Consider the following 21,660-nt stretch of genomic DNA (forward strand, 5'->3'; position numbering starts at 1 on the left):
TAATTTTCTGTGTAAAAACTGTTACAAAAAGACGTAAGATGTGATATAAATCACTGTCACTACGCGGTTTTCGGGATATTCTATAACGTTCAAACTTTGTTCATAATTTCACTATTGTTGCTAAGTTTGTCACAAATATAATCGCGTGATGTACAGCTATTTTAGGCGGCAAGTAACAACTTTTTTGCCTGCCGGTAACATTCTCTCAAAGTCGGCCCTATCTATTTATGCTATCTTATAAGTTGAGAGAGATAGAAGCTAAATAGATAGGAGACTTCGGCCTTGTCAATCAAAAAAATACTGCTATGCGTTATTGTATGCTTCCTTGCTTTAGGCGCAGTACCGGCTGTGCATGCCGAGGAAAGCGGCGAAATGAAACTTGGGATTAATGACAGCGTTACGAATATCCGCGCCGTGTCCGTGGAATATACCTTTTATGTGCCGGTGCGTGAGTTTGCGGATGAATTGAAGCTGAGCCTTGGGGGGACGCTGGAGGATTTGATGCTTTCGGGTGACAGAGGAAGCCTCCGGATTTTGAAAGAGGGCAAAGGCATCGCGGGAGACGGGACGGAAATGAGTCTGACTACCTTTACTCACGGCGGTAAGCTGATGATTCCTCTGAAAATCGCGATGCAGTTCGGTTATTCCGTGTCCTATAAGCCCGATCAGTATTTGCTGCGGATTACGGACGGCAGTCAGACGCTGGATGACGGCGCATTTACCGAGAAGTTCAAGGATAAGCTTAAACCGGAGGGGCCGCCCCAGCCAGCGCCAAGCCCGTCCCCGGCTGCGCCTGAATCTTCCAAGCCGGCCCCGAATCCGCCCAAGACGGGCGCATCCGGGAAAATCGTCTATTTGACCTTCGACGACGGGCCGTCGGCGACGACCGGACAACTGCTGGATATACTGGATAAGCACGGCGCGAAGGCGACTTTTTTCATGCTGGGACCGAACATCAAGCGCTACCCTAGCCAGGTGAAGCGCATGGTCAAATCGGAGCAAGGCCTTGGCCTGCATGGTATAACCCATATGAAGAGTAAATTTTACGCATCTCCCGCGGCGGCTCTGAAGGAAATGAACCAGGACAACGCGGATCTTGAAGCGGTCTCCGGACGGTCCACCAAGCTGATCCGCCCACCGTATGGCAGCAAGCCGTATTTTACGAAAGCTTTTAGAGATAAAGTGCTTGGCAGCGGATACCGCCTTTGGGACTGGAACGTCGATTCCTTGGACTGGAAATATAAGAGCGCCAGCGATTCGATCTATAACAATGTGGTCAGCCAGGTAAACAAACTGGACAAGTGCGGCGTGAATCCCGTCATTCTGATGCATGACCAGAAAGCGACGCTCCAGGTGCTGCCCCGTATTTTGGATTATCTCCACAAGAAAGGCTATCGATACGAAATCATAACGTCCGATCTTAAGCCGCTGAACTTCTGGCATGATACGCGGTGATTCGTATGCGGCCCTCCTGGTTACAGGGGAATCCGCTGCCGGTAAACCAGAAGTTCACGCGTTAAAAAAAGCGTCTCAAGGAACCGTTTGGGGTTCCTCGGGACGCTCTTTTTTTGAAAAATAAGAAGTATAAGCTGCTCTTATTCACCGAATAGATAGTGGACCAGCATGTCGACGAGCTCCGTCTTGAGGTGATCGGCCGAAACTCTTTCACCGTAGAAGACGATGCGGTCCACGACGCTGCTGACCGACTCGAAGACAACAACGGCGGCGGCCTCGAGGTTTCCAACGCGCAGCTCATCGCTGCTTAGCTTCAGAAACTCCAGCGTCTTGCGCCGGCCTACGTCGTATTGGCTTTCCATGACCTCTTTGACGACCTCATCAGAGAGCAGCAAAAGGGAGAGCTCCCGATGAAAGCTGATGTATGGAGTATGGGATTGGATGAGGCTCTCGATCATATGCGAGATGATCAAGCGTTTGTCCAACTCCTTGGCGTTCAGCTGCGCTACCGTGGCGTCAACATGGGCCTGCATCGCTTCACTGTGAATTTTGAGCACATCAAGAAACACGTCACGCTTATCCGTGAAATAAGAATAAAAGCTGCCGGTGGAGACGCCCGCGGCTGCGGCGATCTGTTTGGTGTTCGTCCGGTGGTAGCCTTTTTCGGAAAAGAGCTTGGCTGCCGCTTGAACAATCGCATCCTTGGTCTTGATGCTCCGGTCCTGCCGGGGTTTTCTTGTTTTGTCCGCTATTTGTTCTTCAGTTTCGTTCACGCGCAAACCCTCCTTAATTAAGATTTTAAGGAAGCCGGAATAGGGTGTCAAACCAAAGTTGAACTTTGGTTCAGTTTCTCGTTGACAAACATGAACTGAAGTTCATATAATCTTGAATGCGAACTAAAGTTCATATTTTTTAGGGGGAGGGATTTGCGGATGAACGAAAAAATGAAGAGGGTGTTTGCGTTTACGGCCATTGTTCTGGGATTTTTTATGGCGCTGCTGGATACGACGATCGTCAACATCGCCCTGCCGGAAATGACAAAGCATTTCGGGGGAAGCGTCTCGGGAATTTCGTGGGTAATGAACGGTTATAATTTGGCCTTTGCCGTCTTTATTTTGACGGCTTCCCGGCTTGCGGACCAATTCGGGCGCAGAAAGGTGTTTCTCATCGGCATCGCTTTGTTCACCGTCTCGTCGCTGCTCGCCGGATTTGCGCCGAGTCTCGGGGCATTGATCGTACTGCGGATCATACAGGGCCTGGCAGGTGCGATCATCGTGCCGGTCACGATTCCGCTGACGACCTCGACGTTTCCGAAGGAGATGCACGGCGCGATTATCGGGATATGGGGAGCTGTCTCGGGCCTGGCTGCGGCCAGTGGGCCGGCGCTCGGGGGAGTGCTGATGGAGAAGCTGAACTGGCAGTGGATCTTTTTTGTCAATGTGCCGCTCGGCGTGCTGAGCGTGATTCTGACGCTAATGTTCATCGGAGAATCGAAGGATGCCTCCGCCGGGCGGAGAGTGGACTTTGCGGGCACGCTGTTTATCACCGGGAGCATGTTCTGCCTCGTTTACGGCCTGATCCGGGTCGAAGATTGGGGATGGACTTCTTCCGCCATTCTGCTGCTCTTCGCAGCCGGTCTGCTCTTTCTGCTTCTCTTTCTGCATGCGGAGCGCAAAGGAGCGGAACCGATGCTTCCGCTGGAACTGATGAAGATCAAAGCCTTCAACGGAGCGGCTCTGACCCTGTTGATTGTCGGTGCGGGGCTGATGAATATCTCGCTGCTGACCTCCTTTTTTCTGACGCGCATCATGGGCATGACGGATTTGAAGGCGGGTTTGATTCTGTCGATGATGGCCGTCGGCGCGACATTGACCTCAGCGATTTCCGGGCCGCTGTCCGGGAAGTACGGAAGCCGGTGGTTTGCAGTGGCGGGAATTATCGTGATGGCGGGCGCCACTTATTCTCTCGGAGGACTGTCCTCGTCCTCGCCGGTGAGCGGCATTCTGCTGCGTCTGGCATCGGCCGGCATCGGCGTCGGCCTTACAATGGCTCCGGTCATGTCATCGGCGGTGCGCAATGTGCCCGAGGAGAAGATCGGCATTTCCTCGGGGGTCATCAATATGACCAAGGCGCTTGGAAGCGTGCTCGGCGTGGCCATTATCGTCACCGCGCTCCAGCAGAATCTCGATGATAAGATCGTAGCGGCCCGCAGCAGCGCCGTACAGATGATTCGGGACGACGGGCAGCTGCTGCCGCCCGTCAAGGAAGCCTTGACGGCGTCGCTGCAAAGCCCCGGTTCCGGGGGCGCGGGCGGCACGGCATCGCTTCCTTCGCCGGAAAGCGTTGCGGCAGCGGTCGGCTCGCCGCTTCGGGCCGCCGCTTCCAAGCTTGCTCCTGCGCAGCGCGGAGCGCTTGAGCACTCGGCGCCCGCCCAGATGCGCGAGACGGAAGTGATCGTTGGCCAGATCAGCGGCGAGATGAAGGAGGCGGCTGTGAAGGGATTCAGCCGCACCTTTGCGCTCGCCGGCCTTCTGCTGCTACCCGGCGTCGCCTTTGCCCTGATCAGCGACCGGTCCCCTCGGCGCAGCGGAAGAGATATTCCGGCTGCGGAGAAAGGAACGATTCTCTAAATTAGCGGAATTCCCTTCGCATCTGTTACAGTTGCCGTTCCCGTGGAGATGGAGAAATCTCCAGCGGGAACGGCTTGTTCACTTTGGATGGAGTGTATTGACAATTCTGGATAACTGTATTATTAATAATAATACAGTTGACACACCTAGTCTGCCAGGAAAGTCATAAGCCCGGGAGCGGGGAAGGGGGAATCGCATGTGTTTGAACTGGATGTTCGCAGCCGCAAGCCGATTTACGAACAGCTGACGGATAAGATCAAAGAGATGATTTTGTACAGTATTTTGCGGCCGGATGAGCAGCTGCCTTCTGTGCGGACTTTGTCGGCGCAGCTTACCGTGAATCCCAATACGATTCAGAAGGCTTACCGGGAGCTGGAACGGGAAGGCTATATCTATTCCCGGGCGGGAAAAGGCAGCTTCGTCTCCCCGGCGCAGCAGGGAACAAATGCGGTCAAAAGGGCGGAAGTGCGCGAGGAGCTGCTGCGGCTGATGGTGGAAGCCGTGTATCTCGGTTTTACGGGAACGGAAATTGGCGAGCTGTTCAAGCAGGCTTTGGAGAAAAAAGGAGAGGGGGATCAGACATGATCGAGATACGGGAGGTCAGCAAGGTTTTTCAGGACCGGAAGGCGGTCGACGGAATTTCTTTAACGATACATAAAGGGAATATATTCGGGCTGCTCGGCTCGAATGGAGCGGGCAAGACAACGCTGCTTAAGACGATTGCGGGGATATATGAGCCGGAGTCGGGGGAGGTTCGGATAGACGGCAAACCGGTGTTCGAGAACCCGGGTATCAAGGGACGAATCGTATTTATGCCGGATTTTCCTTATTTCTTCCCGCAGGCTACTATCGTGCAGATGGCCGATTTCTATAAATCCGTCTATCCGGGCTGGAGCGAGGAGCGCTTCAAGGAACTGGGCGAGCTGTTTCCGCTGGATCCAAAGCGCAAGCTGAACCGCCTGTCCAAAGGAATGCGGCAGCAGGCCGCTTTTTGGCTGGCGCTCAGCTGTATGCCGGATGTGCTCATTATGGACGAACCGCTTGACGGGCTTGATCCGGTGATGCGGCGGCTGATTAAAAATGTGCTGTTCCAGGAGATTGCCGAACGCGGCCTTACCGTTGTTATTTCCTCGCATAATTTGCGGGAGATCGAAGACCTCTGTGACCATGTCGGCATTATGCACGGCGGAGCCCTGCTGATCGACAAGGAGCTTGACGAGCTGAAATCCGACACGCATAAAGTGCAGGTCGCTTTCCGGGACGAACGTCATGAGCACGCGCTGACGGCCAAACTGCCAGTACTTCACCGTGAACAAAGAGGCAGCGTCTTCCTTTATATTGTCAAAGGAGATCGCAAACGGATCGAGGAGTATTTTCGCATATACGACCCGTATGTGCTGGATCTGCTGCCGCTGACCCTGGAGGAAATCTTTATTTATGAAATGGAGGGGGCAGGCTATGACATCGCGCCGATTCTTCTTTAACTCCGGAATGATCCGGCAAAATCTCAGACAGCACTGCTGGATTGCCATCATCTACTTTCTCGGACTGCTGTTCGGGCTGCCGCTGCAAATGTTTTTGGGCGGGAATCCCGACACGCCGCCGCAGCCGGTGGATAACCTGTTCAGGGCCAGCGGCGACCTGACCATGGTATTCACGCTCACGATGCCCGTGGCGGCTGGATTGCTGCTGTTCCGCTATCTTCAGCATAAGGGGGCGGCGGACGCGATGCACAGCCTTCCGCTGCGCCGCAGACATTTACTGACGACCCAATTGTTCAGCGGCTTTGTTCTTTTGCTAGTTCCGGTATGGCTTACAGCGCTTGCTGCCGGACTGGTGCGGACCTGGGACGGGAACAGGTTCCTATACAGCGGAGCGGATGTATGGGCCTGGGGCGCGGCAGTCAGTATTTTGACGCTGTTCCTGTTCGCTGTAACCGCATTTGTCGGGATTTGCATTGGTCTGACTGTGCTGCACGGTATTATCTTATACATTCTGCTGCTGCTGCCCGCAGTGCTGTCCCAATTGGCGCTGTCCCATTTGCGCGCTTACCTATACGGTTTTCCGGACCAGAGCGGCTTTAGACATATAGACAATTGGTCGCCCATTCTTCATATGGTGAACGTGAACGGCTCGCCTTTCACTTGGAGCGAACTGGGCATATACGCGGCTCTGACCGTCCTGTTCATTCTGCTGTCCTATCTGCTGTACCGCAAGCGGCAGACGGAAACGGCCGGCCAGGCGTTGGCCTTTACGTACTTCAATCCGCTATTTAAAGGTGGCTTCATGCTGTGCGCCATGCTGATCTCCGGCACGTATTTCGCGGGTATGCGCTCTGGGCAGACAGGATGGGCCTTGGCGGGCTATGCTCTTGGAGCCGTCATCGGTTACGCCATATCGGAAATGGTGATCCGTAAATCGTGGTATATCCTGAACCGGAAGCTGCCCGCCCGGTTTGCGGGGTACGCGTTGGTTCTCGGGCTTCTGCTGTACCTTCCCGTATCGCCCGTCACCGGCTATGAGGCGAGAGTCCCTGATGCGGACAAGATTACAGGGGTATACGCTGGGGACAATTACTACTGGGGTTATGTGAATCCGCAAAACGCAGCCGTAAGTTCCCTCGGTTCCGATACATTCGCCAGTCCCTTCGGGGGAGTGGACCCTTTCACTTCGGAACCGGCTTACGCATCAGCCGTCCGAAAGCTGCATGAAGCGCTTGTGCAGGTTCGGCCGGGCGAGGGGGAGAGCCGGTATAAATATTCGCAGAGAACGCGTCTCTATACCTTTGCCTATAAACTGAACAACGGACGTACGATGACCAGACAATATCTTATACCGCTGGCCGGTTTCGAGCCTGAACTGAAAGCCGTCATGGAATCTGAAGGATTCAAACGGGCCGAATACGTCCTCCCGCAGCTTGACAAGCCGCTCGCCAGTATTCAATTGCACTCCATTATCAGGGAGGCTATCATTTCAGATCCAACTGAGATCAATGAGTTCAAGGCGCTGTTGAAGAAGGAAATCCTGAACCTGTCCTTTAAAGACCAGACGGACGACACGGTGTCGCTGGCCAATATCAATATCATCCCGGAAGAGTCGATAGGCCGCTCTTATTCATTTATGAACTATGACTGGAAACCGTCTTACCATGAATTGGGGGCGTGGCTGGAGCGAAAAGGCTATGCGGACCGGATTAAAATCAAGGCGGACGATGTGCTGTCTGCCGAGCTGGCTAAGCAGAGTAGGGACGAAATTCTTCCAGACGGCCATACGTACGACCCGGCCGCGCATCTTAAGTTTGCACAGGAGCAGGGCCGCTCTGTCATTATTAAAGACAAGGCGCGCATTAACGATATTTTGGAGATACGGCGGGGTTATGCGCCGGATGACGGAACGTACGTCGTATTCCTGAAATACAAGAACGGAAACGGCGACTATTACCGGCTGGACGCAGCGGATCTGACTCCTGAACTAAAAGCGCTGCTGCCCTAAAAAGCGTTTGACGCTTCACCCCGAAGGTCATACTGGACAGGAACAATCATCGCTATAAAATAAAAGAAAGTGCCAGAAGAAACGGATGCCCTACTCTTGGAGATGGCGCACCCGTTTCTTTTTGAGGCAAGCGGAAAACAGGCGATCCGGCATGTCCGCTAACCCGTGTGCTCGAGGGACGGCGATGATTTAGAGCCTTGTACGGGATGCCGGACAACCTGTTAAACAAAAGAGGTGAACAAGATATGAACCCGGTGGAGGATCACATGGACTACGGGTTGCAAATTGTATTTATCGGCTTTAACCCGAGCCTGCGGTCGGGAGAAGTCGGCCATCATTATGCGAATCCGCGCAATAATTTCTGGAGAATACTGTACCGCAGCGGACTTACGCCGCGACTGTACGACGCTTCCGAGGATGGCGACCTGCTGAAGCTGGGCTATGGCTTCACCAATATCGTCGCTCGTCCCACTCGGGGCGCCGAGGATATTACCCGGGAGGAGTACGGGGAAGGACGCGAGCTGCTGCGCGCCAAGCTAGCGGAGTACCGGCCGCAAATCGCCTGTTTCGTCGGCAAGGGCGTGTACACGGAATTCAGCCGCAGGACGAAGGCCAACTGGGGCTTTCAGGAGGGTATGGACCCGGTTGTGGACGGGGTGCGCGAATTTGTCGCACCGTCGTCAAGCGGGCTGGTGCGGATGGCGATGGATGAAATCATCGGGATTTACCGCAGGCTGAATGAGGCCACCCGGGAACGGCCGGACCCGGAATCCGATTTCCCGGGTTAACATCCGCCCCAAGCATTCTTAATTTTAAGGATATAAGTTCGATGAAAAAACAGGTCATGTTAAAGTGAAGTGACCCCTGTCAAGCGACAGCAATTAAAAAGCAAATGATTAGCAGCCTGAGTCCTGTATTCGCAGGGGCTCAGGCTGTTTCAAATGTTCAAAAAAGGTTCTTGGGTATGATTTGCAGCACGGCAGGAATGAGAAGGGGAGAAGTTGAACATTAGAACTATACAATCAGGATTTCGGGATCGAATTATAATCGGGAGGTAATGCTACAAGTGAAATATGATGTCATTCTGTTCGACGCTGATGACACGCTGTTCGATTACGATCAGTCGGAAAGCTATGCGCTGAGGGAAGCTTTTAAACAGTTTGGCATGCCGGCAGGCTTCGAAGACTGCGCATCTACATACAAAGAAATCAATAAGGGACTGTGGAGGGATCTGGAGCTCGGGCTAATCTCCTCCTCCGCGCTGCGCGTGGAACGATTTACCCGGCTGTTTGCCGCACATGAACTTGAGCTGGACCCCGAGTCTTTCAGCGCGGCATACCTGTTCCATCTGGGAGCGGGAACCGGAACCTTCCTGATTGAGGGGGCGGCTGAAACATGCAGAGAATTATCCGGCTGTCGTCTTGCGGTGATAACGAACGGCATTAAAGATGTTCAGTATTCGCGCATCCAGGACTCCCCGCTGCGGAATGCGTTCGTGCATATCATCATTTCAGAGGAAGTCGGAAGCCAGAAGCCGGAGCCGGGTATTTTTGATCACGCGTTTGCCAAACTTGGACTCACAGCTGAAGACAAGCCGGGTGTGCTGATCGTCGGCGATACTCTGACATCGGACATCCAGGGCGGCATTTCGTATGGCATCGACACCTGCTGGTTCAACCCGCGCGGGAAATCCGGAGACCCTGGGATCATTCCGACCTACGAAATCAAGGCACTGTCCGAACTGCTGAACATTGTAGGAGTCGAGTAGCGGGAACCGGCCCCGGTTAGCGGCAGGCAGGAAGGCAATTGCAAGAAACGTTGTTCAATCGGCCCATTTCTTGGCTGCTTCCGACTCCGTCGCTTCCGAGAAAAGAGACCGGTACGAGGGTTCAAAGCCTCCGTTCTTGTCGATCATTAATTCATGATAGCGGTTGGATAGACTGTTGACTCCGGCTTCGTCGATGACGGCATGGATGGCCTTTTGTTTGGTCCGTTCATCCCATAGAACGTTAAATTCATAGCCCTTGATCTCCGGAAAAAAAGAGTTGATGCCGAAGGCATAAGCGGCCATGGAACGGTAAATATCCTGCTTAACCGGCGCCGACCCGACCTCTGGAATAAAGGTAAGAACGACGCTGTACCCGTCTTTTTGGCTGGAGACGGCCAGCTTCTCCACAAATCTGAAGTTTTGGCGGGTATAATAGGTTACCTTCTCAGTAATAAAGTCTTTTCGTATCCATTCCTTCTGCTGCTCAGGTGAAGGCTGCGGCGGGTTCACTTTGGAACAAGCGGTTGCCAGTGCAACCATTAGAATAAGAACGCAAAGCGGCAGGAAGCTTTTTCTCATCTTTCATGAACACCTCCATAAATCCGATGAATTGATTACTTAGAAAAATATGGAATTCAATGGGATTCTACCTGAAGATTTGCTCCCTGGAAAGTGAAAAATATCATAATATGTAATCCTGGACTCCCGCTCCCGCTTCTAGCGGCTTTCTATCAATGTGTGGTATATTATATTGAACAAAAACCAAAGTAAGGAGCTTGGAAATGGAAAAAACATTGATCTTTGGGCACAAAAACCCCGACACCGATACGATTTGTTCCGCCATCGCCTACGCCGCGCTCAAAAAAGAGCTGGGTTGGGACGTTGAAGCCGTCCGCCTTGGCGCAATCGGCTCTGAAACACAATATGCGCTGGACCATTTCGGCGCAGAAGTTCCGCGTCTTGTGGAGAATGTAGCGGGCGAAGCGAAGCAAGTTATACTCGTTGATCACAACGAGCGCCAGCAAAGCGCCAGCGACATCGACCAGGTGCGCGTTGTTGAAGTTATCGACCATCACCGGATCGCCAACTTTGAAACGGCACATCCGCTGTATTACCGCGCCGAGCCGGTAGGCTGCACCGCAACGATCTTGAAGAAGCTGTACAAGGAGAACGGAGTGGAGATTTCGAAGCCTGTTGCGGGACTTATGCTGTCCGCTATCGTGTCCGACTCCCTGCTGTTCAAATCCCCGACCTGCACGGAAGAGGACGTAGCCGCAGCCAAAGAGCTTTCGGAAATCGCCGGTGTGGACACGGACAGCTACGGCCTGAGCATGCTGAAAGCCGGAGCGGACCTCAGCGACAAGAGCATCGATACGCTGCTTAATCTGGATGCGAAGGAATTCAGCATGGGCGGCAAGAAAGTGATCATCGCCCAGGTCAACGCGGTGGATACGAATGACGTACTGTCCCGCCAAGCCGAGCTTGAGGCTGCCCTGCAAAGCATTATCGACGAGAAGGGACTCGATCTGTTCCTGTTCGTCGTGACGGACATCCTGAACAGCGATTCCGTTGGCGTCGCTCTGGGCAGCGCGGCAGGCGCCGTAGAACAGGCTTATAACGTGAAGCTGGACGACAACAAGGCTCTGCTTAAAGGCGTTGTTTCCCGCAAGTCGCAAATCGTGCCGGTGCTTACCGAGACGATAGCCAAGCTGTAAATTTTGACAACTGATTTGTAGTTGCCAAGCCGCCGCTTTACGGGGCTGCTTAACGGGGGAGTTCCGGAGGCCGTAACAGGCGCGGGATTCCCTTTTTGCTGTAGGGGCTCATGCAGGTGCTGCGAAAATCCATTGCCTGTTGGTTTGTCCATTGCTACAATTAAGAGACTTAATTAAGGAGACTTAAGTAAGAACTTTAAGGTCAGGAGGCGAATTTCATGGCTAAACGCAATATAGGCACCCTGCAGTACAAATCGTTCGGCCTGGCTCTTCAGGCGCTGGTGGTGATTGCCAAGGACGGGGGGACCTGTCCCAGCTGCGAGATTGCCAAGCTGATGTCATCCGAGCCGACGCTGCTGCGCCGCATTCTCGCAAAGCTGGCGAAGGAGTCCATCCTGGTCACCCGTGAAGGGCGGGACGGCGGGTATATGCTGAACAAGGCGCCCGATCAGCTGACGCTGGCCGAGGTGTACCGCGCGCTGGAGGTAGGGGAAGCCCGTCATCAGGCGGTCAGCGGCACGATGTGCGTGAATGATTTCGGCACGCAGATGAAGACGGCGTTCTGCGGCATTCTGGAAGAGGTTGACCGCAGTGTCACCGAGGTGCTGATGAAATATACGGTTGCCGACGTCGTTCGAAAAGCGGGATATTGACAGATCGTTTTTTATTGTTTTATACTGTGCTTATTAAACAACAGTTATATGCGCGGCGAATTGATGCAAGGTGAATCTTTTTTTTTTGGTTTTAACTGTGCTGTTATCTACACAGACAAAGATAAGGGATAGGAACATCCACCGTGCGGCCCGGCCGGCGGAAATATTTTTTCGGGAGGTTAACCTGCTATGGAAACACAAGTTAATAATAACCCGGCTTTCAGCCAAGTCTTACGCGAACGCCATTCGGTAAGAAAGTATGATTCTTCCCGGAAAATGTCCAACGAAGAAATCAATGACCTGTTAAACGATGCGATTCTGGCGCCTTCTTCTTCCAATCTTCAGCCTTGGCGTTTTATCGTCATTACGGATCAGGCACTTAAGGAACAACTGCTGCCGATTGCGTACAACCAGCAGCAAGTTGTGGAATCGTCCGCCATTATTGCCGTACTCGGTGACCTGGAGGCCTACCGTAACGTGAACAAGATTTGGGACTCGGCAGTAGAAGCAGGTCATGCGACGCCGGAAGTGCGGGATATGATGGTGGAGAACAGTTGGAACAACTACTCCGCATTGAGCCGGGAGAAGCAGAAGGAGATTGCGCTGGTGGACGGCGGTCTGGTGTCCATGCAGCTGATGCTCGCCGCTAAGGCGAAAGGCTATGATACGGTTGCGATGGGCGGCTATAATGCCGAGAAATTCCGTGAAATGTTCCGGATTCCGCAGCGCTATGCAACTGTCATGCTGATTGCCGTAGGCCATGCCGCGATCCCGGGCCGCCAGACCTCGCGCCTGCCGCTGCAAGATGTTGCTTCTTACAACGAATTCAAGGGCTAAGCCTAATATTATTAACAATTCCCGATCCTTTCTTCCTGAAGGCATCGGTTAATACGAACCCCCGCCGAGCCCGGCGGGGGTTCGCTGCGTTCATGCGCCTGTTCTCCACGTTCATGAACCTGTTCTCCGCGCTTGGAGAGAAGCACCGCTTTCTGCTACAATCTTGGGTAGAGGCGGCAGCGAGCCGTTTTTGGAAACGTAAACCGACGAAAACGCTTATACAGGAGGGGAAAGTAATGATAAAGGTGTACACGGCCGAATCGGCCCACCGCTTTGACCACGGTTGGCTGGAGGGAAGCCATATTTTTTCGTTCGGCGAATATTATGATCCGGACAATACCGCTTTTGGTCCTATGCGTGTATGCAATGACGATATCATCGCTCCGGGAAGAGGCTTTGGGGCCCATCCGCACAGCGATATGGAGATCGTCTCCATCATACTCTCCGGCAGGCTTCGTCATGAAGATAATCTGGGGAATGTCGCGGAAAGCTCTTTTGGCGGCATCCAGCGGATGTCAGCCGGCACCGGAGTCATCCATACCGAGCATAATCCATCGAAGGATGAGCCGGTGCGGCTGCTTCAGCTCTGGTTCATGCCGGCGGTACGCGGCTTACAGCCTTCGTACAAGGCGGGAAAATACTTGCCGGAGAAGCTTGATGGAGCTTTGCTGCCGGTAGTGTCCGCCGAAGGGTCTGACGAGATCGTCGATATCGGACAGGATATGACGATTTATCTGGGGCGGCTGCGCGGCGGGCAGGACCTTCTGTTCGATCAGAAGCCGGGGCGCCGTATTTTTATATATATTATTGAAGGAAGTCTTTCTGTCGGCGGCAGTAAGCTACGTTCAGGGGATTCGGCGCGGATTGAAGAAGAGAGCATGGTTCAGCTTGCGGCATCCGAACCCGCCTTTGTGCTGCTGATCGATCTGCCATAACTGTGCTGCGTAAATGAGGAGGTCCTTGAGATGAATCAGAGGGAAAGAGTATTGGTCAAGCATGCCGTGAGCGGGCGTACGCTGCTGAGCAGCACGGATGGATTAACATATGCCATAGGCCGGGATGGCGGGCTGACGCGGCTTACCATCTGCGGCGTTCCGGCGGACAAGGGAAGCGAGGTCTTGGCACTCAAGGCGGAGCTGAATGTGTTCCGGTTCGAGGAGCCGGAGGGCGGACCTGTTGTCAAGCACTGGTATTACGTTGCAGATAACCCGGTTGAATACGACGAAGCTTCCGGTTGTCTGGTCGTAACCGCCCAGTCGGAAATCGAGTACCGTCCCGATCAATACTGGGAGTGAAGAACCAAATTGACATTCAGGTTTTAGAATCACCACACAACGGACAGGAGAAATGGAGAACATGGAATTATTTTCGGCACTTGAACGGGACGATTACGAGCAATTGGTATTTTGCCAGGACAAAGCATCCGGCCTGAAGGCCATCATTGCGATTCACGACACAACGCTTGGGCCTGCCCTGGGCGGTACCCGCATGTGGACCTATGCTTCCGAAGAGGAGGCCATCGTCGATGCGCTTCGTCTGGCAAAAGGCATGACTTATAAGAATGCCGTGTCCGGACTCAATCTGGGCGGGGGCAAGACCGTAATCATCGGCGATCCGAAAAAAGACAAGAACGAAGCGATGTTCCGCGCCTTCGGCAGATACATACAGGGGCTGAACGGCCGCTATATTACGGCCGAGGATGTCGGAACAACCGAAGATGATATGGACATCATCCATCAGGAGACTGACTATGTTACAGGGATTTCCAAATCTTACGGCTCTTCGGGGAATCCTTCGCCGGTTACGGCTTTCGGCGTATACCGGGGGATGAAGGCGGCAGCGAGAGAGGCGTTCGGCACGGATTCGCTGGCAGGCAAGACGATCGCCGTTCAGGGCGTCGGAAATGTCGCCTTTGCGTTATGCGGGTATCTTCAGGAGGAAGGCGCCCGGCTTATCGTCACCGACATTAATAAAGAGGCGGTTAGGCGGGCCGTGGACGCTTACGGCGCCAATGCGGTCGATCCGACCGATATCGTCGGAGTGGCCTGCGATATCTACGCGCCATGCGCGCTCGGTGCGACCATTAACGACCAGACGCTGCCGCAGATCAAGGCCAAGGTGATTGCGGGAGCGGCCAACAATCAGCTGAAGGAGCCCCGCCATGGCGATGCGCTGCATGAGAAGGGCATCGTCTACGCACCCGATTATGTGATCAACGCGGGCGGCGTTATCAATATTGCCGACGAGTTGAACGGCTATAACAAGGAACGGGCTCTGAAGCAGGTGTCGAAGATTTACGACAGCATCACCCGGGTCCTTGAAATTTCACGTGTGAAGGGCATTCCGACCCACACGGCCGCCGACCATCTGGCAGAGGAACGGATCGCCCTGCTGAAGAACAGCCGCAGCACCTTTCTTCGCGACGGCCACCATAACCTGAGCAGAAGACGGCCATAACGGATTTTCCTGACCGGGCATAATCGCCAGTATTTCATTAATGAAGATAAATTTCGTTCCATAAAAGCGGCGGCAGTTCATGACTTGTTTTTACGTCTGGGGCTGCCGCTTTTCGTTTGGGGGGAAAGTAATGACTCATTCACAGCGTTCTGAGGGTGGATTTTACCGAAGTTAGACGAAGCAGCAAATAGAGTTAATACGAGAAACGGCTCCTGCGCCTAAAAGGACGGGGGAGCCGTTTCTTCTTTCGTTACTGGACTTTGACAGGCTCAGGATAGGAGACACCCAAGGTGTCCACCGACACTTTCTTGATTACAGGCGGACTTTTAGGTCGGTCATTGGCGCCTCTCGGGAGATTGACGATCGCGTCGACGGCTTTAAGCCCTTCGGTGACTTTGCCGAAGGCCGCATACTTTCCGTCCAGACTCGGCGCGGCATCTGTCATAATGAAAAATTGCGATCCCGCCGAATCGGGATCATTGGTCCGGGCCATCGACAATACGCCTCTTGTGTGCAGGAGCGAGTTAGGGAAGCCGTTCTCGGAGAATTCTCCGGAAATGCTGTATCCTGGTCCTCCCATGCCGGTCCCCTCGGGGTCCCCTCCCTGAATCATAAACCCGGGAATAACACGGTGAAAAATCGTACCGTTATAGAACCCCTTTTGAATTAATGAAATGTAATTGTTCACCGTATTAGGCGCGACCTCGGGATACAGCTCGGCCTTGATGATGCCGCCGTCCTCCATTTCGATGGTAACCCGCGGGTGGCTGGCATTCTCGGAAGGCGTGCCGTTTGCCGGCGGCTGCGACCCCGCGGCCTGGGATGCGCCGGGGTTCGCGCTGCCCGGCTTACTGCCGCAGCCGGAAACCAAGGCCAGCATCAGAAGGCCCAGAACCGCCCATACGGCGAAAGAATGGTTGCGTACAACTTTCACTTACCGTCTCTCCTTTTCTTCATTAATCCGTGCGTCATATGCCATCATACCCCGGGCTGGAATACTTTGCAAAATTCGCCGGAACAATCAGGATTGGCACAAGCCGAAAAGAGGTTTACAATAATAGGATGCTTCGCAGATTATTGAAAGGATGTACCGCATGGGGAACTTTTCATGGAGGCGGAATCTGATCGTGCTTTGGATAGGCGTGTTTTTTTGCAGCACCTCGTATTCGCTCTCGATTCCGTTCATGTCCATTTTTCTGAGCGATGATCTGGGGGTGGACAGCCATCTGGAGATATGGTCCGGCATCGCATTCGGCATCTCGTTTCTGGCCAGCGCGCTGATTTCTCCTTTCTGGGGGTCCCTGTCAGACAAATACGGACGCAAGCCGATGCTTATTCGTTCTGGCTTTAGCCTTGCCGCGCTCTATTTGATTAATTATTTTGTCCATGATCCATATGTATTTCTTGTTGTACGGGTCCTTCAAGGACTTCTGGCCGGGTTCGTGCCGGCCTCTATCGCTTTGGTGGCGACGAATACGCCGGAGGAGAAGACAGGGTATGCGCTTGGCATTATGTCCACCTCGGGTGCTGCCGGGAGCATCATCGGTCCGCTCATCGGCGGGGTAATCAGCTATTATTACGGGAACCGCAGCGCCTTTCTGTTCTCAGCGGCGATCGTGCTGGTGTCAGCGGTAATTGCCACCTTTTTTGTGAAAGAGCAGATCTATGACCGGTCGGCTGCGAGATCGAGGGTACGCGATGATATCAGGGAAGCAAGGAATAACAGCGCCTTCGTTTCCCTAATGGCGCTGACAGGAATCAGCAGCTTTTCCGTAATGATTCTGGAGCCGCTAATCCCCATTTACATGCTGGATATGGGGATTGCGAAGAATAGTGCGTCGCTAACTTCGGGGATCGTCTTTTCAGCGGTAGGCATAGCTACAGTGCTGATGGCTCCCAGGTGGGGAAAAATAGGCGAACGTAAAGGCTACGGATTCATCCTGTTTATCGGACTTCTGGGCGGCGGAATCGGCAATATCCTGCAGTTCTTTGTTTCAGGTTATGTTCAGTTCGCGCTGCTCCGGTTTGTCTATGGACTATTCTACGCCGGTGTTCTTCCTTCCATTAACGCAATGGTCGTACAGGTAACGGAGCCGGGCTTTAGGGGACGCGCTTTCGGCCTCAACCAATCGGTCTCCCAACTGGCGACCATGGCCGGACCTATCCTTGGCGGCCTGCTTGGAGCCTTCCTTCCCATTCCAGTGGTGTTCGTAATTAACGGGCTGATCCTGTTGACTGCGGCGCTGCTTGTGAAGAGACGCCGGCTTGAGGCCCATGTTAGCGCACCCAGGGTGGGGGAGACTCCTTCTTCCTTGTAAGGAGAACGGGCGGCAGCGACGTTAAGGCGCCGTCGGACGCAGGTCGCCTGGCGGCGCTTTCATCTTCTTTATTCGTCTTCACCCGTTGAGCCGTTCAGCACATCCGTGCCCGGCATCACATCAAGTGAAGGGGATGCCGGATCGACCGGACTGCCAGCCTGAATATCATCGGCGTCCGGAATATCCTCCAGTGGATCGATTTCGTCCTCTAGAGTCCATTCGTCATTGGCGTAGTCGATAACGCCTTGAATCAGCCCAGCGACGCCGGCGGCCAGGGAAGCATCGGAACGCAGCAGCTCATCCCGGTGTGGAGCAGGCCCTCCAAGAATGCGGTCCTCCCTATCGGGCGTACCGTCCTGGCTCAGTTCGGGAGCGTTCAACCCGACATCCGCTGCCAGCTTCGGATCACGGGCCAATGTTTCATTGAAGTCAGAATATACGATTCCCTCAGCGATGGAAGCGGCGCTGACCGGATCGTGGCTGGTAAAAGGAGACTCGATAGGAACGCGAACGCTGCCTGATGCCTCTTCGCTCACGCTTTGCGTGGTTTCTGTTCCCACAAGCCGGATGTCGTCCGCCGGAATATCCTGTTCTGGAGAGACACCGCCCATTTTGGCATAACGTTCATACGTAAAATCGGCTTCCGTCTTATTGAAATTGGCCATAGTACTCATCTCCTTTTGGATGGGGCGAATGACGTCTAAAAGGGTCTATATTAATTGTATACCCTTCTAAAGCAAAACGAATCCTTGAAGCGGATTCCGCGCAAGCCCTGCAGTGTATTCTTTCGTGAAATACATAAATCTATGCCTGCCGAATCGCGCTGTTGTTATTTTGGAGCAGCATAAAGGAACAAATCGAAAAATGTCGAAAATTATAGCGTGCGAAATACCTATTTTAGATAGTTGAGGTGCCACAATGAAATTGCCACTACACAAAATAGCGGCTGTAGTATTTATCATACTGCTGTTGGCCTCCATGATTGAGGTTGGAATTACGATGGAGCGGGGGAAACAAGAGGGCGAAGAGCTTCGGGGGTGGCAGCTAAAATGGGTGAACGCAGCGGAAGGAGACGGAGAGCATCCTCCTCGCACGGAAATAGGGTGGATTGACGTTTCGCCTTCGGACGATCTGCCTGAGGTGCCGGGAGATATGAAGGCTGTATGGCTCCGCGCTTCTTTGCCCACGCTCGGCAGCAATTCGGCAGTGCTGTTAAATAAAGTTTATGGAAGTGATATCAGGGCTTATGTGGACGATACGCTGGTATACGATTCGAACGGCAGTGGAAGCCGAGGCGGGGGCAAGCTTCTGATTCCGCTAACAGCGCCGCAAGTCGGCAAAGAATTGTACATCTACAGCGGAGGGACCGACAGCAGCCTTGGCCTGGAAGGAGGGAGCAGGGTTGGCAGCTACGGTAAGCTGCTGAACGTTTACTTAAGGGAAGATCTGCTGGATCTCATGATCGGCGGGTCGCTCATTTTTATGGCCTTCGTCCTGGGCGTGTGCTCGGTATTTTTGAAAAGAGAGCTGTTTGTCAACGGGATTTTGCTCATGCTGATCATGCTGTCGTCCGGAGTGCTGATGATCTACTATTCTCCCTATCTTGCAATTGTAATGGAGAATAAATACAGGTGGTTGGAGCTGTTTTTCGATGCGGCGCTGTTCACACTCCTGCCGGTATTCACCTACTTTTTCGAGAAGTTATTTGGTTCGGGCCAGTTTAAAGCCGTTACCCGGCTGAGGAAGCTCCAAATGGGGTATTCGCTGTTCTGCGTGGGACTTAGCGTACTCAATATTGCCTTGTCGTACCGCCTAGACGGTCTGTATAGAACTTTTACAGTTGATGTCGTGGGAATTCTTATGATCATTCAGTTCCTGCTTCTGCTGGGGCTTGCGATCCGTTACTCCCTTCGCGGCAATGTGGAGGCGATTATCTTCACCACCGGGTTTGCCGTGTTTGCGCTCGCGTCGCTCAGTGAGCTGTCCCTGTACTATATGTCCGGCGAGAAGTACCACCTGTACTGGTGGAAATGGGGCATCGTCGGTTTTCTTGTTTCTCTGATTGTTATAGTAGGGCGGAGATTCGCTAAGAACCATGAACAAGTGGTGGAATATTCCAAAGAGCTGGAAAAGTTCAACAACGATCTTCAGCGTTCCGAGAAAATGGAAATTATTAGCGAGCTGGCTGCCTCTGTGGCGCATGAGGTCCGCAACCCGCTCCAGGTTACTAGAGGCTTTCTGCAAATTATCGGCGGAACGCCGGATAGCAAGGAAAGGGAATACTTGCAGCTGGCGATTTCGGAGCTGGACCGGGCTTCGCATATTATTAACGATTTCCTCACATTTGCCAAGCCGGCGATGGATAAGGTGGAATGTCTGGATGTTGGAGAAGAATTAAGGCATGTCGCGGGCATTCTGCTTCCTCTGGCCCAAATTCAGGGAAGCCGGATCGAGATTCACCTGGAAGCCGGTCTGTACGTCAAGTTCAATTCTTCCAAGTTCAAGCAGGCGCTGATCAATATTATCAAGAACGGCATCGAAGCCCTCCAGGACAACGGGCTGGTGACCATTACTGCCCGGAAACACGGCGCTTACGTCGTTATCAGCGTTCGGGATACGGGGGAAGGCATGACGGCCAGCGAGATCGCCCGGCTGGGGGAGCCTTACTATTCCAATAAAACGAAAGGCACCGGACTTGGATTGATGGTAACCTTCCGGCTCATTGAAGCGATGAAAGGCACGATCGAGTTTCAGAGCGTCAAGGGAAAGGGGACGGAAGTAAGAGTCAAACTGCCTGCTGTGAAACCGTGAGGAACGCTTGTTCAGAAATGCTGCTAGAAAGGGGAACAAGGATGGAATGGCATACGTTCGGCCAAATGCTGATGAACATCCGGGTGGGGCAGAAGGCGTCTACTCCAGACGGACGGACGCTGGTTAGAACGCCGGAGGGCCTGTGCTGGTCGGGAGGCCGCCGGGACGGTGTATTGGTGGAGATCCGCGGCTATTTGTTCTCCGATTTATGGCGTATTTTTGAAGATGAAGAAAGCAGCGTATGGGCAGCCGGGCGAGAGGAAGCGGAAGCCTTGGAAAGAGAGATGCTGGAGAATCAATACGAAGAGCTGCTCTCGGCATTCCGGGAGGAGCGAAGGCATGGGAAGGAGCCGTACAAATGGACAAAGTCGAATTCGGACTAATCGGCGGAGGCTGGAGGGCGGAATTCTTTCTGCGGATAGCCGAAGCGCTGCCGGAGCGGTTTGCCGTAAGGGCAGTCTTTGTGAGAGACCAGGGGAAGGCGGATAAGCTGCAGGCTCAATGGGGCGTTAAGACGTTCACTTCGCTCGAAGAATTCATCGCTGTATGCCGGAATGACTGTTCCTTCGCTGTCATCAGCGTCAAACGTTCGGCTAATGCGGAATTCATCGAGAAGCTGGCTGACGCCGGTATCCCGGTGCTGGCTGAAACGCCTCCCGCTGACGGGGCGGAAGGCCTGCTCCGCCTATGGGAGCGGGTGGGAGGCTCGGCCCAAATCCAGATTGCCGAGCAGTATGCGTTCCAGCCGATCCATGCGGCCAGAATTCGGCTTGCGCGTTCCGGAAGACTGGGCGGGGTCAGTCAGGCTCAGGTATCCGCTGCTCATGACTATCACGGGATCAGCCTGATCCGCAGGCTGCTGGGTATCGGTTTTGAGAATGCCGTCATCCGCGCGCAGGTGTTCACTTCGCCAATTATCAAGAGTCCGGGCCGCAGCGGTCCGCCGCTCTCAGAGGAACTGACGGAGTCGAAGCAGATCATCGCCACACTGGATTTCGGGAGCAAACTGGGTGTGCTGGATTTTACGGAGGACCAGTATTTCTCATGGATTCGGCGAAGCCGGATTCTTGTCCGCGGCGAGCGCGGGGAGATCGTGAATGATGAAATCTCATGGCTGCCAACCTTCGATGTTCCGATTTACGACAAGCTGCGCCGGGTAGACGCCGGGCATGGCGGGAATCTGGAAGGCTTTCATTTAAAAGGCATTATGGGCTGCGGGGAGTGGCTGTATGTGAATTCCCATGCCCCGGCCCGGCTGTCCGACGATGAAATTGCCGTCGCCGAAAGTCTGGCGAGAATGGGGGACTATGTGCGGGGCGGTCCTTCTTTTTACAGTCTGGCTGAAGGCTGTCAAGACTATTATCTGGCGATGGAGATGCAGCGGGCCGCAGCCACCGGCGCTCCTGTCGCTACGCAGACCCAGCCTTGGGCATCTGCCCAAGGCAGCCGATAAGAAACGAAAAGCGCCCTGTCCTATATGAGCCTTTACGGCCATGAAGGACAGGGCGCTTTTGTTCAATGGGC

21 protein-coding genes are annotated in these 21,660 nt (G+C 53.7%); 17 read left to right on the top strand and 4 right to left on the bottom strand.

The genetic code is table 11. The annotated features are described in order from the left end of the window. Positions 1-282: 282 nt before the first annotated feature. On the top strand, positions 283-1,455 hold the full coding sequence (locus KP014_RS08110) for a polysaccharide deacetylase family protein (protein ID WP_051500699.1): 1,173 nt from the start codon (positions 283-285) through the stop codon (positions 1,453-1,455). Positions 1,456-1,595: 140 nt separating this feature from the next. On the opposite strand, the gene KP014_RS08115 is transcribed toward KP014_RS08110, so the two are convergent. After that, on the bottom strand, positions 1,596-2,228 hold the full coding sequence (locus KP014_RS08115) for a TetR/AcrR family transcriptional regulator (protein ID WP_246590665.1): 633 nt from the start codon (positions 2,226-2,228) through the stop codon (positions 1,596-1,598). Between the two features lie 159 nt (positions 2,229-2,387). Between KP014_RS08115 and KP014_RS08120 the strand changes: the two genes are divergently transcribed. From KP014_RS08120 to KP014_RS08145, 6 genes are all read left to right on the top strand, one after another. Next, a complete protein-coding gene (locus tag KP014_RS08120) occupies positions 2,388-4,085 on the top strand; it encodes an MFS transporter (protein WP_090834508.1) in 1,698 nt (565 codons plus the stop codon). 198 nt (positions 4,086-4,283) lie between these two features. Then, positions 4,284-4,670 (top strand): GntR family transcriptional regulator, encoded by a 387-nt coding sequence (locus KP014_RS08125; protein WP_036589245.1) that lies wholly within the window; start codon positions 4,284-4,286, stop codon positions 4,668-4,670. Next, positions 4,667-5,569 (top strand): ABC transporter ATP-binding protein, encoded by a 903-nt coding sequence (locus KP014_RS08130; protein ID WP_036589248.1) that lies wholly within the window; start codon positions 4,667-4,669, stop codon positions 5,567-5,569. The genes KP014_RS08125 and KP014_RS08130 overlap by 4 nt, the downstream gene beginning before the upstream one ends. Continuing rightward, positions 5,544-7,577, top strand: coding sequence for a DUF6449 domain-containing protein (locus KP014_RS08135; RefSeq protein ID WP_036589250.1), 2,034 nt, complete (start codon positions 5,544-5,546; stop codon positions 7,575-7,577). Before KP014_RS08130 ends, KP014_RS08135 begins: the two co-directional genes overlap by 26 nt. A 245-nt stretch (positions 7,578-7,822) precedes the next feature. Then, on the top strand, positions 7,823-8,365 hold the full coding sequence (locus KP014_RS08140) for a mismatch-specific DNA-glycosylase (protein ID WP_036589277.1): 543 nt from the start codon (positions 7,823-7,825) through the stop codon (positions 8,363-8,365). Between the two features lie 278 nt (positions 8,366-8,643). Next, positions 8,644-9,345: a YjjG family noncanonical pyrimidine nucleotidase gene (locus KP014_RS08145; RefSeq protein ID WP_036589280.1), complete on the top strand. Its 702-nt coding sequence runs from the start codon at positions 8,644-8,646 to the stop codon at positions 9,343-9,345. A 54-nt stretch (positions 9,346-9,399) separates the two neighbouring features. Here the strand turns inward: KP014_RS08145 and KP014_RS08150 are convergent, their stop codons facing one another. Then, entirely contained in the window at positions 9,400-9,924 is a 525-nt protein-coding gene (locus tag KP014_RS08150; RefSeq protein WP_036589253.1) for a hypothetical protein, read from the bottom strand. 203 nt (positions 9,925-10,127) lie between these two features. On the opposite strand from KP014_RS08150, the gene KP014_RS08155 reads away from it, so the two are divergent. The 6 genes from KP014_RS08155 (at position 10,128) to KP014_RS08180 (ending at position 15,007) form a co-directional block, all read left to right on the top strand. Beyond that, positions 10,128-11,060 (top strand): manganese-dependent inorganic pyrophosphatase, encoded by a 933-nt coding sequence (locus KP014_RS08155; RefSeq protein ID WP_036589256.1) that lies wholly within the window; start codon positions 10,128-10,130, stop codon positions 11,058-11,060. A gap of 218 nt (positions 11,061-11,278) precedes the next feature. Continuing rightward, positions 11,279-11,713, top strand: a complete 435-nt coding sequence (locus KP014_RS08160) for an RrF2 family transcriptional regulator (protein WP_036589258.1) — start codon at positions 11,279-11,281, stop codon at positions 11,711-11,713. 189 nt (positions 11,714-11,902) lie between these two features. Then, positions 11,903-12,550, top strand: a complete 648-nt coding sequence (locus tag KP014_RS08165) for a nitroreductase family protein (RefSeq protein ID WP_036589260.1) — start codon at positions 11,903-11,905, stop codon at positions 12,548-12,550. A gap of 236 nt (positions 12,551-12,786) precedes the next feature. Beyond that, complete coding sequence (locus KP014_RS08170; RefSeq protein WP_036589262.1) at positions 12,787-13,485, top strand: pirin family protein; 699 nt, start codon at positions 12,787-12,789, stop codon at positions 13,483-13,485. Between the two features lie 30 nt (positions 13,486-13,515). Beyond that, complete coding sequence (locus KP014_RS08175; RefSeq protein ID WP_036589264.1) at positions 13,516-13,845, top strand: hypothetical protein; 330 nt, start codon at positions 13,516-13,518, stop codon at positions 13,843-13,845. A gap of 61 nt (positions 13,846-13,906) precedes the next feature. Further along, entirely contained in the window at positions 13,907-15,007 is a 1,101-nt protein-coding gene (locus KP014_RS08180; protein WP_036589268.1) for a Glu/Leu/Phe/Val family dehydrogenase, read from the top strand. Between the two features lie 250 nt (positions 15,008-15,257). Here KP014_RS08180 and KP014_RS08185 read toward each other — a convergent pair whose 3' ends face one another. Continuing rightward, complete coding sequence (locus tag KP014_RS08185; protein WP_051499403.1) at positions 15,258-15,887, bottom strand: peptidylprolyl isomerase; 630 nt, start codon at positions 15,885-15,887, stop codon at positions 15,258-15,260. Positions 15,888-16,101: 214 nt separating this feature from the next. On the opposite strand from KP014_RS08185, the gene KP014_RS08190 reads away from it, so the two are divergent. Continuing rightward, on the top strand, positions 16,102-17,325 hold the full coding sequence (locus tag KP014_RS08190; protein WP_036589270.1) for an MFS transporter: 1,224 nt from the start codon (positions 16,102-16,104) through the stop codon (positions 17,323-17,325). Between the two features lie 68 nt (positions 17,326-17,393). Here KP014_RS08190 and KP014_RS08195 read toward each other — a convergent pair whose 3' ends face one another. Continuing rightward, positions 17,394-17,990: a hypothetical protein gene (locus KP014_RS08195; protein ID WP_036589272.1), complete on the bottom strand. Its 597-nt coding sequence runs from the start codon at positions 17,988-17,990 to the stop codon at positions 17,394-17,396. 253 nt (positions 17,991-18,243) lie between these two features. Between KP014_RS08195 and KP014_RS08200 the strand changes: the two genes are divergently transcribed. The 3 genes from KP014_RS08200 to KP014_RS08210 are packed head-to-tail and all read left to right on the top strand — an operon-like array spanning position 18,244 to position 21,589. Further along, on the top strand, positions 18,244-20,136 hold the full coding sequence (locus KP014_RS08200; RefSeq protein WP_036589274.1) for a sensor histidine kinase: 1,893 nt from the start codon (positions 18,244-18,246) through the stop codon (positions 20,134-20,136). Positions 20,137-20,177: 41 nt separating this feature from the next. Beyond that, complete coding sequence (locus KP014_RS08205; RefSeq protein WP_051499400.1) at positions 20,178-20,519, top strand: hypothetical protein; 342 nt, start codon at positions 20,178-20,180, stop codon at positions 20,517-20,519. Further along, complete coding sequence (locus KP014_RS08210) at positions 20,495-21,589, top strand: Gfo/Idh/MocA family protein (protein WP_036589275.1); 1,095 nt, start codon at positions 20,495-20,497, stop codon at positions 21,587-21,589. Before KP014_RS08205 ends, KP014_RS08210 begins: the two co-directional genes overlap by 25 nt. The last annotated feature ends 71 nt before the right edge of the window (positions 21,590-21,660 follow it).

It is taken from the genome of Paenibacillus sophorae, from assembly GCF_018966525.1.
Taxonomy (GTDB): domain Bacteria; phylum Bacillota; class Bacilli; order Paenibacillales; family Paenibacillaceae; genus Paenibacillus_AQ; species Paenibacillus_AQ sophorae.